This is a genomic window from Cobetia sp. L2A1 (assembly GCF_009796845.1).
Classification (GTDB): Bacteria; Pseudomonadota; Gammaproteobacteria; order Pseudomonadales; family Halomonadaceae; genus Cobetia.
Genome location: NZ_CP047025.1, coordinates 1,527,313 through 1,542,026, shown reverse-complemented (window position 1 = coordinate 1,542,026; position 14,714 = coordinate 1,527,313). Strand labels below are relative to the sequence as shown.

At 55.5% G+C, this 14,714-nt stretch carries 12 protein-coding genes; 3 read left to right on the top strand and 9 right to left on the bottom strand.

The features are described 5' to 3' along the window. Positions 1-32 precede the first annotated feature (32 nt). The 7 genes from GQR90_RS06685 to GQR90_RS06655 form a co-directional block, all read right to left on the bottom strand. Positions 33-908, bottom strand: coding sequence for an enoyl-CoA hydratase-related protein (locus GQR90_RS06685; protein ID WP_158773415.1), 876 nt, complete (start codon positions 906-908; stop codon positions 33-35). A gap of 184 nt (positions 909-1,092) precedes the next feature. Next, positions 1,093-1,866, bottom strand: coding sequence for a 3-hydroxybutyrate dehydrogenase (locus GQR90_RS06680; protein ID WP_158773414.1), 774 nt, complete (start codon positions 1,864-1,866; stop codon positions 1,093-1,095). A gap of 231 nt (positions 1,867-2,097) precedes the next feature. Next, entirely contained in the window at positions 2,098-3,534 is a 1,437-nt protein-coding gene (locus tag GQR90_RS06675; RefSeq protein WP_158773413.1) for an ATP-binding protein, read from the bottom strand. Next, positions 3,531-4,193 carry a response regulator gene (locus GQR90_RS06670; RefSeq protein ID WP_158773412.1) on the bottom strand — a complete coding sequence of 221 codons (663 nt, stop codon included), beginning with the start codon at positions 4,191-4,193 and terminating at the stop codon, positions 3,531-3,533. The genes GQR90_RS06675 and GQR90_RS06670 overlap by 4 nt, the downstream gene beginning before the upstream one ends. 156 nt (positions 4,194-4,349) lie before the next feature. Continuing rightward, the gene (locus GQR90_RS06665; RefSeq protein WP_158773411.1) at positions 4,350-5,186 is read right to left on the bottom strand and encodes a hypothetical protein; all 837 of its coding nucleotides are present in this window, start codon (positions 5,184-5,186) and stop codon (positions 4,350-4,352) included. A gap of 274 nt (positions 5,187-5,460) precedes the next feature. After that, positions 5,461-6,159, bottom strand: a complete 699-nt coding sequence (locus tag GQR90_RS06660; RefSeq protein WP_325064294.1) for an LrgB family protein — start codon at positions 6,157-6,159, stop codon at positions 5,461-5,463. A 26-nt stretch (positions 6,160-6,185) separates the two neighbouring features. Then, entirely contained in the window at positions 6,186-6,680 is a 495-nt protein-coding gene (locus GQR90_RS06655; protein WP_158773409.1) for a CidA/LrgA family protein, read from the bottom strand. A 216-nt stretch (positions 6,681-6,896) separates the two neighbouring features. Here GQR90_RS06655 and GQR90_RS06650 point away from each other — a divergent pair, with 216 nt between their 5' ends. Beyond that, positions 6,897-10,028 (top strand): EAL domain-containing protein, encoded by a 3,132-nt coding sequence (locus GQR90_RS06650; RefSeq protein ID WP_158773408.1) that lies wholly within the window; start codon positions 6,897-6,899, stop codon positions 10,026-10,028. Between the two features lie 166 nt (positions 10,029-10,194). Here GQR90_RS06650 and GQR90_RS06645 read toward each other — a convergent pair whose 3' ends face one another. After that, positions 10,195-10,635 carry a low molecular weight protein-tyrosine-phosphatase gene (locus GQR90_RS06645; protein WP_158773407.1) on the bottom strand — a complete coding sequence of 147 codons (441 nt, stop codon included), beginning with the start codon at positions 10,633-10,635 and terminating at the stop codon, positions 10,195-10,197. A gap of 305 nt (positions 10,636-10,940) precedes the next feature. Here GQR90_RS06645 and GQR90_RS06640 point away from each other — a divergent pair, with 305 nt between their 5' ends. After that, positions 10,941-12,323 (top strand): NAD-dependent succinate-semialdehyde dehydrogenase, encoded by a 1,383-nt coding sequence (locus GQR90_RS06640; protein ID WP_158773406.1) that lies wholly within the window; start codon positions 10,941-10,943, stop codon positions 12,321-12,323. A gap of 153 nt (positions 12,324-12,476) precedes the next feature. Here GQR90_RS06640 and GQR90_RS06635 read toward each other — a convergent pair whose 3' ends face one another. Continuing rightward, a complete protein-coding gene (locus GQR90_RS06635) occupies positions 12,477-13,349 on the bottom strand; it encodes a cation diffusion facilitator family transporter (RefSeq protein ID WP_233266463.1) in 873 nt (290 codons plus the stop codon). A 366-nt stretch (positions 13,350-13,715) separates the two neighbouring features. Here GQR90_RS06635 and GQR90_RS06630 point away from each other — a divergent pair, with 366 nt between their 5' ends. Beyond that, positions 13,716-14,645, top strand: coding sequence for a DMT family transporter (locus tag GQR90_RS06630; protein ID WP_158773404.1), 930 nt, complete (start codon positions 13,716-13,718; stop codon positions 14,643-14,645). Positions 14,646-14,714 lie beyond the last annotated feature (69 nt).

The following is a 14,714-nucleotide window of genomic DNA, read 5'->3' as shown; positions in this document are numbered from 1 at the left end:
GCTGGCGCTGTCTGAAACGATACTGCCCGGGACTAGCCCTTCATCTTGGCGAGCAATGCCGCCACTGCGGTGTGATGTTCCGGGTCTTGATGGCACTGGCCCTGAAAACTGGCGCAGAGATCGAGAAAGTCATCGAGTGCCATGTCAGGCGCTCTGTGCATGAGCCGCTTGGTCAGCCGCGTTGCCAAACGTGGCTGACCTGCCATCTGCCGGGCCATTGCCATCGCGTGAAACATCAGCGTATCAGCCTCATGAACCTCCAGCACAATCCCTAACGCTCGCGCCTCTTGGGCGTCAACGATCCGGCCGCTGAAGGTCAGCTCGCAGGCGCGCTGATAGCCAATCAAACGTTGTAACAACCATGCACCGCCATCACCGGGAATCAAGCCCAGATTCAAGAAGGTTTCACCGAAACGCGCGCGCTCGCTCGCTAGCCGAATATCGCACATGTTCGCAAGGTCGAATCCTGCCCCAATGGCGGGACCATTGACGGCTGCGATCACTGGCACCTCGATACCCAGCACAGCACGCGGCATACGCTGAATACCACGCCGATAGCGCGCTGCCACCTCTGCGGCATCTCCTGCAAAGTCGCCACGCCGTTGCGCCATATCCTGTACATTCCCGCCAGCAGAAAACGCACTGCCTTCACCCGTAATCACCAATGCACCCACGGCGTCACAATCATTCACCCAGTCTGCAACCAATAGCAGGTCTTCAACCAATGCAGTACCGGTCAAGGCATTGCGCACGTCATGACGTGTCAGCGTCAGCACCGCCACCCCATCTTCAAGGCGTAACTGGCTATCCCGTACCAGTGGTAATCCACCAGGCACTGAGCCTGAAGCCTGGCTTGGTGACGTGGTCGACGCGTGGGGAGATATGGACTGGGATGAAGGGTATGTCATGGCGGATTCCTTACAAAGCCGTTGTAAATGAAAGATGATCGCTGATGAAGAACAGTCATTCATAACAAACAGTACTGCATGAAAAAGCCCTCGTTCACCTTGCAAGAAGATCTCTGCGAGGATGAGCGAGGGCTTTGAGTATAGCGACTCGGTGCTAGCGTACTGCCAAGGGGTGCGTCACTGATTACTGAGCAATCCAACCCAAGTCCATATTGAAACTGGAACCTGTCACCGAACCGGCCTTTTCTGAGGCTAACCACAATGCCATATCAGCCACTTCCGAGGGGTCAATCATGTGCTTGATGGCCGCGCCCTTGAGCATGATCTTTTCGACAACTTCCTCTTCCGGCATGTCATTCAGCTTGGCCTGCTCGGCGATCTGCTTGTCTACGAGTGGCGTACGCACATAAGCCGGACAGATGGCGTTCGCGGTGATACCGCTTTCACCACCTTCAAGTCCAGCTGTCTTGGTCAACCCCATCAGACCATGCTTGGCACTCACATAAGCAGCTTTGCCCGGTGAGGCTACATGCGCGTGTATGGAGGCCATGTTGACGATACGTCCGTAGCCATTCTTCTCCATATGCGGCCACGCTGCCTGAATGAGCATAAACGGCGCGGTCAGCATCAACGAGATGATCTGGTTCCACTTGGCTTCCGGGAAGTCCTTGATGCGTTCGACATGCTGGATACCGGCATTGTTGACCAGGATATCCAGACGGCCAAAGCGCGAAACGGCCTCTGCCACGGCGCCGCGACATTGCTCGGCGTCGGTAAGGTCTGCCTTGAAGAAGGCGGCGCCTGCCTTGTCGGCGACACTGGCACCTTCATCACTGAAATCAACTGCCAGCACCTTGTAGCCTGCCTGACAGAATGCTTCCATGATAGCGGCGCCTATACCACTAGCGGCACCGGTGATAAGAGCAACGCGAGCTGGGGGAGTCTGATGTTCACTCATGCGGATCTCCTGACAGGTAGTGGTGTCATGCTGCCGTGCAACATAATTAGTGAAGATAGCGCTAATAAAGCCATCTTCGCCACCCGACCATCGCCTTGTTGGCAAGTTGCCCGACATGACGTTTCCCTGAGCCCATGCACACAGCGGCCCCATGCAGGACAGGAAAGGCTTGAGACATGGCATGCAACGATAAAGACACATTCAGGTGACGCCACCTATAAAGCCGACTACTTAACCAAAGCGGATACGTGCCAACACCCCAGGCGCCTGCACGTTACCTAGCGGGCTTTCACTTAACGTCAGCTCTGCGCCAAGGCGCTCTGCCAGCTCTCGGACAATCGAGAGTCCAAGACCCGAGCCCTGTGTCTTCTGACCTGCCAGACGTACGAATCGATCGAAGACACGCTCTCGCTCACGCAACGGAATCCCCGGACCAGTATCAGAGACTTCCATTATCACAAGTCTCTCCTTCCCCTGAGTACCAGAGTCACCCACGCGAATGACAAGCTGTACCTGCCCACCCTCTGGCGTATAACGCAACGCATTGTCGAGAAGATTACGCAGCAGAACATAGATGCCGTTTTCATGACTGAACAAGGTAGCGCCTGACGCGACATTCAATAGCAGCGAGACCCCACGCTGCTGCGCCAGATGCTCAAGTTCACGCTCCAGCTCATGGGCCAAATGTTCAAGGTCGACCTTGACCCGCTGTACCTCAGCACCACTCTCGAGACGTGAAAGCGTCAGCAACTGCTCGACCATACGCGTCATACGGTTCACACCATCCACGATCATGCGTGCTGCACGTCGAGCGGGTTCATCAGTCGCGTCGGCTTCAAGATTTTGCGCATGTACCTTGATACCGGCCAGCGGTGTTCTTAACTCATGCGCGGCATTGGCGGTAAAGCGCCGCTCCTTGTCGAGGGTATCTGCCAATCGGACCAGCAAGCCATTGAGTGCATCGACCATACCGCGTATTTCCTCGGGGGCTTCGCGTACGTCCAGTGGCTCAAGATAACCTGGCTGGCGTGCGGTGATCTGGCGACTGATACGCAGTACAGGGCGAAATCCGCGCGATACCGCGACGCCAATCATCAGCGCAATCACGAACAAACCCACAATCAATGCGAGCACATTGTGCAACGCAATCTGTCCCGTTAGCTCATCCCGGACATCATCACGCTGTGCCGCGGTCACCCACACACCGGTATCCGGAAAATACAGCGTGAAAGTGTGCCAATCAAAGTGATCACTATGCTGCATGCCATAGCCAGGCACCGGCATGTATGTCAGTTGTACTCCTTGTACGCCTAACCCCAACAAAGGCTGACCCAGCGGATCCCACATCTGGAAAATAAGCTTATCTTCATAGACATGCCCCAGTGGCGATTTCTCATGACCGTCAGGGAAGTTGAGCGAAGGAGGGCTGAGCCGGAACCCCCCTCCCGTCAATTCCTGAAGCAATTCCTGTCGTGATTCTACGTCCAGTGCAGAAAGCCGAGACTGGTACAGTTTGCCCACCATGCGTGCATTCTGGGCAAGCTCAGCATCAAATAGCTCATCGATCTGCTCATGGGCATCGTAATAACTCCACGCACCGGCTGTCCCCAGCACAATCACGACACCGCCAATCAGACTTCGCCGTAAAAAATTACGAATCGACTTCACGATAATTCACCCAATCGATACCCAACACCACGCACGGTCTTGACCACTCCTGCGCCAAACTTGCGACGCAAATGATGTACATGCACCTCGATGACGTTGCTCTCGACATCGCCATCCCATCCATAAAGTTGTTCCACAAGCTGATCACGACTGAAGACGCGACTGGGATGTAGCAGAAGGAACTCAAGTAGATCGAACTCACGACGTCCCAAAGATATCTCGGTGCCAGATAACGTCACCGTGCGGCCTGCCTGGTCAATACTCAGAGGACCCAATTGCAGGCTACCGCTGACCTGGCCGGCATGACGTCGCACCAGTGCCCGCAATCGTGCAACTAACTCGGCAATATCAAAAGGCTTTACCAGATAGTCATCGGCACCGTTATCGAGACCTCGTACACGATCACTGATGTCATCACGAGCGGTCAGAATCAGTACCGGCAGCGTCTGCCCCTGCCGGCGCAGTGCATTAAGCACCTCGATACCATCCATATCTGGCAAACCAAGATCCAGTACCAGTACGTCGAAGCTGGAATGCTTGAGTGATGACAAGACGTTACCGCCCTCCTTGAGCCACTCACTGCTCATGCCTTCACGGCTCAAGGTGTGGCTTACGCCCTCACCCAGTAGAGGATCATCTTCGACCAACAAGACTCGCATCGGAACTCCTTGAAAGACATGGCGGCGTCCAGTATTGACTGGATGCAAAACGTCCGCTGCCAGAGGGAAGCGGACGTCTCGGGTGTTCATCGATGAGCATACTTCACTGCTTGCCCTGGGTGCGTCACTTTCATGCCAAGCTGCCATGACCAAGGCTCAGGCACGGCGGGACTGATGACGCACTGAGCGCCATTTATCCACACGTGTGGTCAGCAGCATTTTTTCTTCGCGCAGACTCAGTGCACCCCGCTCAACTATTCTGCGGGGCCAGCCAACTAGCCGGCGCGACGTATATATACCTCGTAGCCACGTGCGCTTGGCAACATGGGATGTCCGCGCCAGACGTAAACGCAAGATCAGCTCTCGTGACTGACGTGCAACAGTCACTGGATGGCTGCCCTGATGACGAGCCAAACGCATCAGTAACGGATCTTCCTCCCCAGTGACCATCGCCGGCCCATGAAGTCTGACACGTGTGTGGCGCGGCGCCGGCAACATTGAGAAAAAGTCACCGTCAGACTGCAGGATCAATTCAAGAAATGAGGTACTGCCGGAAGCGCAAGACTGCCCATCATTCATAAGCTGTAGCACTCGGTTCCTGACGCCAACCGGCCATCCGTGCGTCTTTAACACGTACCATGCTCGGCCACTCTCGAGCTTCCAGTCACCATCTCCCGGCAGCGTCAGCAGTGTATTAGGCCTCTGGGTATCCGGCATTGCCGAGAGTTGTTCACATAGCATCTTTCCTGCCGAGTCGGCGGGGCTTAGGCTCAATACTTGGTGCTTCTGACCGAAGAGAGCCGGTAGCAGATGGCACAGCAGTGCAAGATCATCACCTTCGCGTTCAACCAATGTCAGCGCAGCGCCAGCGGATGCCAACTGCCAGCAAAGCTCACGACAACTCGATGCCATGGGCGCCTCAATAAGCAGACGATGCCCGGAGAGGCTGCTGTGCTGGCGCTGTTCAAAACGGCGTCTAGATAGACTGAACATGGAGCTTTCCTTGAGTCGGGGCATCGCCAGCAATGTACGCACGGACGCATTAACGTCGTGTCATGGCTACGCCTGATTCACATGCGTCCATCATGATTCCTCATCTAACTGACAGCGATGTGTCGCAAGGATGACATTTTTAGTAACGCACCCTGTCGATACAAGTTCACTGGCTGTCGTAAGTAGATCATCTGAATCATTGAACGTGAGCCAGCATGGCGCGCATGGCTTAACGAAAAATTAAGCCAACCCAACGTATTCCAAATAAACCTGTTTACAGCCCAAAAATCCCTACCAGCGGTGGCAAGATAAATGCAGTCAGCAGTCCTGTCAGTCCCATGGACATTCCGGCGAAGGCACCCGCCAACGTGCTGACCGATGAAAAGCAGAACGCAGTCCCTATCCCATGTGCCGACAGCCCCATGGTAAAGCCCTTGACCGTATCGTCTCTGGCCCCCGCAAGCTTCATCATCGTCGGCCCTAGAACACACCCCAGTGTCCCCGTGAGCAGGACAAGACCCGCCGTCAGCGATGGGATACCGCCCAATTTCTCAGCAATCCCCATCGCAATGGGTGACGTGACAGATTTGGGTGCCAGACTAAGTGCAACCTCAGTATGTGCACCAAGCGCCAACGCCAGGCCCAGCGTAGTCGTCACCGCGGTGACGATTCCAACACAACATGCCGTCAATAGCGGCCACAGCATCTGTTTGACGCGATCGAGATGGTCGAAGAGCGGCACTGCCAAGGCGACAGTCGCCGGCCCCAACAGGAAATGAATGAACTGGGCGCCCTCGAAATAGGTTGCGTAGTCCGTATCGGTGACCATCAGGAATGCCACGATCAACGCGATGGAAATCAATACGGGATGAGCTAATGAGGCGCCGCGCGCCAGACGATTGATCACAGTCGCCAGCAGGAACGCGACCAATGTCAGCAGCAGATGCAGTAATGGAGAGGCGCTTAAGTACACCCAGAGTGTATCCAATGGTGCCAGTGTCATAAGGAAGCCTCACTGGACGAGGGCGCCTCTGGTGCAGACGGGCGACGATCAATCAAACGCTGTAGCAGCCAGGCTGTGACGAGTTGTGTCACCGCTACCGAGACAACCAGCGTGACGATAATCGGCATCAGATCACGCGCAATCAAATCGAAATGCACCATGACACCTACACCTGCCGGTACAAATAACAGCGACAGGTGCATGAGCAAACCATTGCTGGCAAGCCGAAGACTGGCAGGGACACGTTCACGCAAAAAGGCACGAGCCAACTGACGTTGCCCCATGTCCTTATCGTCACGTCGCGCGACCTCACCCTCTCTATCGACCGCCGGAAGCATACGTTTTCGCAACCGTCCGCGCAGCATCAGTCCCATCAACAGCAGCAGCATCCCCAGTACCGGACCCGGGACAGGCAACACCAGCGCTCTGCCTATGACTTCTCCCAGAAACTGGCAGAGTAAAAGAACGCAGAATCCTTTGATCAACTCCATCGCGGTTCTGACTCCTTCATTCAAACACCCTCCAAAAGTAGAATAGTGTGGCAAAATTGTGCCACAGGCTGCGCTGCAGGCGACAGTTTACAAGGTGTAGATCAACTCGCGAAAACGCCATGGATCATCATGAGGTCTGGCTGTGATAGGGTTGCTTTACCCTCCATGCCACCCTTATCTCAATTGGAAGACTGCCTCTCGATGCCGGACTCTCTGATGCTTGATACCTCCATTACCTCAGCCTGCATCGAGACCTTGCGACGCAAAGAAGATCATCAGGCACAGCTGATACTTGAGCTGGCCGCTGACCTTGCGAGCGCTCCGCTGGCCTTGATCACATTGCGTGATGGCGATCAATTGAAGCGCTGGCTCAGCCTGGATGACAATACTCCGGATATCGTACCGATTCACGATAGTCTGTGTGGTGCAGCAGTCTCTGAAGGGAAGCGCTTGATGACGTGTGATTCACTTGAGCACGCAACACTTCGCGATACGTGCTCAGTGAAAGGCGATGGCATTCGCTATTATATCGGACTGCCGTTGTACGACTCTCAAGGCGATGTCATCGGCTGCATGAGCATGTTCGATACTTCCCCGCGCACGAGCCTTCCCAGCGAAGACATTCTTGATCAGCTGAACAAGCTGGCCATGATGATTACTGAGGCGGTCAAGCGACTGATGCAGAGAGCCCACCTCAGCATGGCGTTGCGGGACAGTCAGTCTCGCGCCAACTGGATACTGTGCAGCATCTCGGACGGTATCATCGAGTGGCAAGCGGGTGATGATCGACTGACCATCTCGTCGCGTCTGGAAACTCAGCTGGGCTATTCACCCGGCACACTGGACAGTCGCCTCGAGGCACTGCATGAGCGAGTCGCGCCGGAAATGCGTGAGGAGTTTCAGGCATTGCTTAAAGAGAATCGCCAGAAAAATACGCCTTTCAGCATAGAGCTGCGCATTCGAACCCGACTGGGAGATTATCGCTGGTTCAAGTTCCGTGCCCAGTTCGACGTCAAGGACAACGAACCCCGTCATTTCATCGGGTCGCTGCTGGACATTCATCACCAGCACCAGGCCAATGTGGCCCAGGCAAGCAAGCTACGCCGCTATGAACATCAACAGACGGCGCTGATACGTCTTGGCAATACCCGTCATATCGATGGCACCAACATTGAAAGCCTGGTGCCCTGGATCTGTCAGCTGGTGGCTGAGGGGCTGCAAGTGCGCAAGGTCAGCCTCTGGCGAATGGATGAGCGGGATGATGTCTTGAACCTGCTGCATGTACGTGATTCCTCTCTGCCCTCACCTCATGATGATACGGCTAATGCCTTCCCTAAGGTGCTCTCGAAGGCCCAATATTCAGGCTACTTTTCAGCGCTTGAGGCGGAACGTGTACTCGCCATCGACGATGTCTCGGAAGTCGACGACAACCTGCTGTTTCAGGGCACGTTCAATGATGGGATCAAGGCAATTCTCGATAGCCCCGTGCGCATGTCCGGAAAGATCGTGGGTGTCATCTGCTGCACTGAATGCAATAGCCCGCGTGAGTGGGCTGATGATGAACTGGCCTTCCTAAGATCGGTCTGTGATCGCGCCTCACAACTGGCCACCGAATGTGAACGCTACATCACGCAACGACGCTTGAGCGCCAGTGAGCGGCGTTATCGCGCCACCTTCGAGTACTCCGCAGTAGGGATGGCGCACCTAGGTAATAATGGCCAGCTGCTGCGCATCAATCAGCGCATGGAAGATATTCTGGGCTATTCGAAGGAGGTGCTGTCCAGTTGTTATCTACGCGAGCTGGTAGAGCCACAAGACCTGGACCACCTGCTGGCCCAGCACCATGCACTGATTCACGGTAAAGATGAATATTTCACCCAGCGCTGCCGCTTCATCCATGCCAGTGGCAATACCGTGCACGCCGATATCAGTGTTTCAGCCATTGATGGGCCCCCCAACCAGGAAGGCTATACGCTGATTGCACTGATCGACAACACGCTCAATCACACCATGTCGCAGCGACTTATACATGAAGCCAATCACGATAGCCTGACTGGTCTGCTCAACCGTGCCGCTTTCCGTGTCAGATTGACCCAACTATGTGATAACGCGCGAGTAGACGATACCGTGCATTGTCTAGCCTATATCGATCTCGATCAGTTCAAGGTCGTCAATGACACCTGCGGTCACTCTGCCGGGGATGCACTATTGATCCAGCTCATCGACATCATTCGTGCCGAGCTTCGTCCGCAAGACTTCCTGGCACGCTTGGGGGGCGATGAATTTGGTCTGTTGATGCCCGACACGACGCTGGAAGTTGCCGAGCAGCAGCTGGAGTATCTACGACAGGCTGTCGCCAACTTCCGATTCATGTGGGATGACAAGTTATTCAGTGTCAGCTCGAGTATTGGCCTGGTCAGCATCAGCAGCAGCCATAATGATCCTCATCAATTACTGAGTGCCGCTGATGCTGCTTGCTATGAAGCCAAGGACGCTGGGCGTAACCGCGTGCATCGACATTGCGAGTCCGGTGATCAGGTCACATTACGTATGCAAGAGATGCACTGGGTAGCCGAAATTACCGCGGCACTGGAAGAGCAGCGGCTAGTATTGTTTCAACAGCCTATCGTCTCTACGCATGTCGGATGTGAAAATCCCTCAGAGCTGCACTACGAGGTGCTTGTACGTCTAAGGTCACGTGATGGAAACATCATTTCTCCAGGTGAATTTCTGCCTGCGGCAGAGCGCTATGGCCTGTCAGCAGCAATTGATGAGTATGTCATTCGCCAGTATTTGTCGTGGCTAGCGTCACAGAAGGCTCACGCCAAACGACTGACAATGGTCGCTCTTAACCTCTCTGGCCACTCCATCAGTAGCCCCAGCTTCCGAGAAACGCTCGTCACGCTCGTGAGAGAAAGTGGTATTCCGGGCAACAAGATATGTTTCGAGATCACCGAGACGGTGGCCATTACGCGTCTGAGTGATGCACGCATCTTCTTTGAGACGCTAGGAGAGTTAGGCTGCTACTTTGCACTGGATGACTTTGGCAGCGGTGTCTCGTCTTTCGGCTATCTCAAGAGCCTGCCTGTCGATTATCTAAAGATCGACGGCGCTTTCATCCGAGATATGGATACCAATCGCGTGTCCTACTCCATTGCACGCGCCATCGCCGAGGTAGCTCGTGAAATGGGCATGAAGACCATCGCTGAGTTTGTCGGGAGTACTGAGGTATTGGCCTCGGTCTCAACCATTGGTGTCGATCATGTCCAAGGCTATGCGATTGGCATGCCGACACCGTTGATCGAGACCGCAGCAGTGCCATTGAACCGCCTCCGGGAGCAGGCTTGATACTTTGCCCCCCAGCTCCCGCTTTAATAAACTTGATTCAGAGAAATCAGGGTTAAAATAAATCTTGGTTACAAGGTACACAAACACCGGCCATTTTATCAGCTGGTGTTTGTGTATAGATATTGCAAGGCTCTTAAATGAAAAACTAATCGACCCTTGCACTGCGTTACTGGAGTTTGGCGACCCAGAGTGCTGCTGCCTCGATCAACTTCTTGTGAGCGTGCTCAAACGCTGCCTCACTTTTCCGATAGGGATCAGGAATTTCCTCACCCTGCCCTCCCGCCAGCCAGCGTCCAAACAGCATGGTCTTGCCGCTCACCTGCGGAGCCATCTGATTGATGGCGCGGCGGTGCCCGTCACTCATCACCAATATCAGATCAGCAGCCGTCAGCATCTCAACCGACACCTGACGCCCACGATGTGCGGCAAGATCAAGTCCGGCACCCTCTGCCAACTTGCCGGCCGTGGGCTCCACCGGATGATCTATCAGAGCCCCTACACCTGCCGAGTGAACTGTCTTGCCTGGCAGAGCCTGCTTCAGCAGCGCCTCGCCGACCGGGCTGCGACAAATGTTGCCGGTACATACCACCAGAATATTGTTGAACACGCTTTATTCCTCTCCTTGCGAATCTTGCTGACTCTGAACGTGAGGCCTGCCTCGAGTTCATTGCTGCCCAAAAGACAGTATTGTCGCATGCCAAGCCAGTTGGAGCAGGCTCCTCGCTTCTCCTTGCTACACAGTGACTTTTCAAGAGCGATAACTGCGTTTTTGCGGCAACACTGAGATGACGCAATCAATTCGATAGCGCCCCTTGAAGACCGCTCATCGCACCGCAAGTGTTAGGGGAACACAACGGATCGTGCCAACACCGGCGATCTCATGCTGACATGGCAACCCTCACGGGAGGCAAGATGAGCAACAAGACACTGACCGCAACAAATCCAGCCAATGACAATGTTCTCAATGAATATGCCACGCTGAGCAAGGATGAGCTGGCCCGCAAGCTAGACCAGACCCGCGAGTCTTACCCAGCTTACAGCCAACTACCGCTAGAAGAGCGTGCCCGTCGACTGAATGTGCTTGCTGATCTCATCGATGAGCACAAGGAGGAGATGGCTACCCTGATCGCCCGTGAAATGGGCAAGCCCTATCAACAGGGTCTCAGCGAAACCCAGATTTCTTCCAGCATCACCCGTTTTTACGCCGATAATCTGGACGAACTGATGGACCCGGAGCCCCGTGATGTCGAGGGTGCCGAAAGCGCCATGATCGTCAAGGATCCGATGGGTGCAGTCCTGGGCGTGATGCCTTGGAACTATCCGCTATACCAGGTCGTCCGCTTTGCAGCGCCCAACCTGGCGGGTGGTAATGTCTGCCTGCTCAAGCACGCTTCCAATGTGCCTGGCTGCGCCGAACTTATCACTCAGCTCTTCCATAAGGCAGGCTTCGAGGAAGGTGTGTTCACTTGGCTACCCATCGGTGCTGAGATGGTGGAAAGCATCATCAATGACCCGATTGTCTGCGGTGTGACATTGACGGGAAGCGAAGAAGCCGGTCGTAAGGTTGCCCAGCAGGCTGGCGCAGCGCTCAAGCCGAGTGTGCTGGAGCTCGGCGGGATAGACCCCCTGATCGTGCTGGATGACGCTGATATCGAGCGGGCCGTCGATCTCGCCATTGCTGGTCGCTTTGATAATACCGGTCAGAGCTGCGCGGCTTCCAAGCGCCTGATCGTCGATAAATCACTGGCGAAGGACTTCACAGCGCGCCTGATCGAGAAAGTGAAGCAGATGCGCATGGACGACCCGCTGGTCGAAGGTATCGATATCGGCCCGATGTCGCGCAAAGACCTACGCGATGATCTACACGATCAAGTCCAGCGCGCCATCAAGGCCGGTGCCAAGCTCGAATGCGGTGGTGAAATTCCTGACCGCGCCGGTGCCTGGTATCCGCCGACGGTGCTCAGCAACGTCACGCAGGGCAACCCAGCCTTCAATGAAGAGCTATTCGGCCCGGTGGCGTCTGTTGTGATTGCCGAGAATGAAGACCATGCCATCCAGCTGGCGAACGACTGCCCTTATGGCCTCGGCAGCACAGTGGTATCAAAGGATCTCGAGCGCGGTGAGCGCGTCGCTCGCCATCTCGAAGCGGGCATGAGCTTCGTCAATCGCCCGACGACACCCTTCGCCCAGCTACCCTTTGGTGGTGTCAAAGGGAGCGGCTATGGTCGTGAGCAGAGCGAATATGGCTTCGGTGCCTTCATGAATATCCGCACCGTCTATGTCGCCAAGCACTAAGACACTTGAGAAATAGTGCGTGAGAAAGTCCTGCGGTAACGACTCGCGAGTCGTTACCCACAATAAAATGCCCCGCTATATAGCGGGGCATTTTTTATGACAAGCCGAATTGCCGGCTGACATACAGGCCAACAGCTGAACGAGAGGTATAGATTAGTGCTGCGGTGTCACACACCCTTGCTCGCACGCCTCACCCTCTAGCTGCACAGTAGCATGCGAGATCTTGTGCTCATCGCGTAGATAAGTCTGTACGCGCTGTTGAACCTCCGTCGCCACGGCACCCGTCGCCACGACAACATGCAAGCTGGCGACCGGTGACTGTGGCGTCAACTCCCACAGGTGGAGGTCATGCACACTCTCAACACCTTCGAGCGCCAAAAGTCCGGCATCGATATCGGCGTGATCAAGATGCTCCGGCGTACCCTCCAGCAGGGTGTGGCCCGAACGCTTCACCAGTACCCAGGCACCGCGCAGAATAAGTACAGCGGCCAGTAACGACAGCAGAGGGTCAGCCTCATTCCAGCCAGTCGTCATGATGATGATCGACGCCGCAATGGCAGCAACAGATCCCAGCAAATCGCCCATCACATGCAACAGGGCGCCGCGCAGGTTGAGATTTTCCTGATCTCCCTTATGCAATACCCAAAAGGCGACGATATTGACGACAAGCCCTAACACAGCAATCGCCAACATGGGACCCGCAAGCACGTCAGACGGCAGCCAGAGACGCTTGATCGCTGCAATGAGAATCGCCACCGCAATCACAATCAACGTGAGACCATTCACGAAGGCGGCCAATACTTGAAAGCGCGCATACCCAAACGTCAGTTTACGTGTTGCTGCTCGATGGCCCAGACGAAATGCGCCCAACGCTAGCGCCAGTGACACGGTATCGCTCAGCATGTGGCCAGCATCTGCCAGCAAAGCCAGTGAGCCCGCAATCAACCCTCCGACCACTTCCGCCAGCATGAAACCGCCCGTCAGATACATGGCAAACTTGACGCGCTTCTCACTATCGGCCGTCACGGTCGGCGCATGATCGTGACCGTGGCCGTGCGAATGGTCGTGGTCGTGTCCTTGGTCATGCGAATGGTCGTGGCCATGTGCATGACCATGCGAATGGCTATCATCAGCCGCATGATCGGCACCTGCTTCATGAGACGAAGAGGATGAAAACAACGCGTGAAATGCATGACGCATGCGATCTCCAATGATCAGTGTTATTCCAGGGACGGCGCCCATGTCTTTGCACAGATCCTAATACCTACAGCCACTGTAGCTGCAAGCGATGAGTGAAGACCTGTCGACAGATAAAGGTCAGCAACGCTCACGACGCCTTGGTAGGATAAGGATAACTTCAGAAATAACGCATAAAGGAGTCAGAGCGTTCACATGAGTCTCGCCCCCAAGCCGATATCCACCCGCCCGCCATTGAAGGCGGACCTGCTCCTGTTGCTGGTCACCATCGTTGCCGCAGCAGGATGGATCTTCTCCAAGGAAGCCATGGCTGGCATGCCGCCCCTGCTGTTTATCGGCAGCCGCTTTCTGCTGGCCGGGATGATACTGGCGATCTTCGATGCCCGCTCCCTGCGTCAGCTCTCCACTTCCCGCAAATTGAGGGCCGGTGGCGTAGGCATCCTGTTCGGAGGCGCCATGGCATGCTGGTCGTTGGGCGTCGCGCTCTCCAATCAACTGGGCGTCATCGCCTTCATCAACAGTTTCGGAATTCTGATGGTGCCGGTGCTGGCGCGCCTGCTCTTCAAGGACCGCCCTCCTCGCAGCACCTGGCTGGCACTACCGACGGCACTGGTCGGCTTTGGCTTGCTGGGCATGGGCCAACCCGGAATCACTGACGGCTTCCATATCGAACCGGCGCAATGGTTGATCTTCGGGGCCGCGTGTCTGTTCGCACTGGTCTTCAATTTCAACTCGCGCCTCGTGCGCAATATCCCCGCCCTACCGCTGACAGCACTGCAGTTGATGATGACCGGCGTTACCTGTCTGATCCTCTCCGTCGCGACCGAAACATGGCCCGCGGGCATCAGCATGGACATTCTTGGTTGGTTCCTGGCCAGCACCTTGCTTGCCAGCACACTGCGCTTCTTCCTGCAGATCTATGCCCAGGGCATGACAACTCCCAGCCATGCCTCAGTCATTCTGATGCTGGAAGCCGTCTGGGCAGCACTGATGTCAGCCGCATGGTTTGGGGAGCGCATGACACTGATCCAGATGGCTGGCTGCGGCCTGATCTTCATGGCCTTGCTGATCAATCGCTGGCAGTGGATTGCACGCTTGTGGCGCCAGCGCCAGGAAGTCACCTGAGGCTTGCCCTCTGATGCAAACCGAGGGCATGACCAGGAATGGAACGCTGAAGTTCAGCTGGGAAGTCGC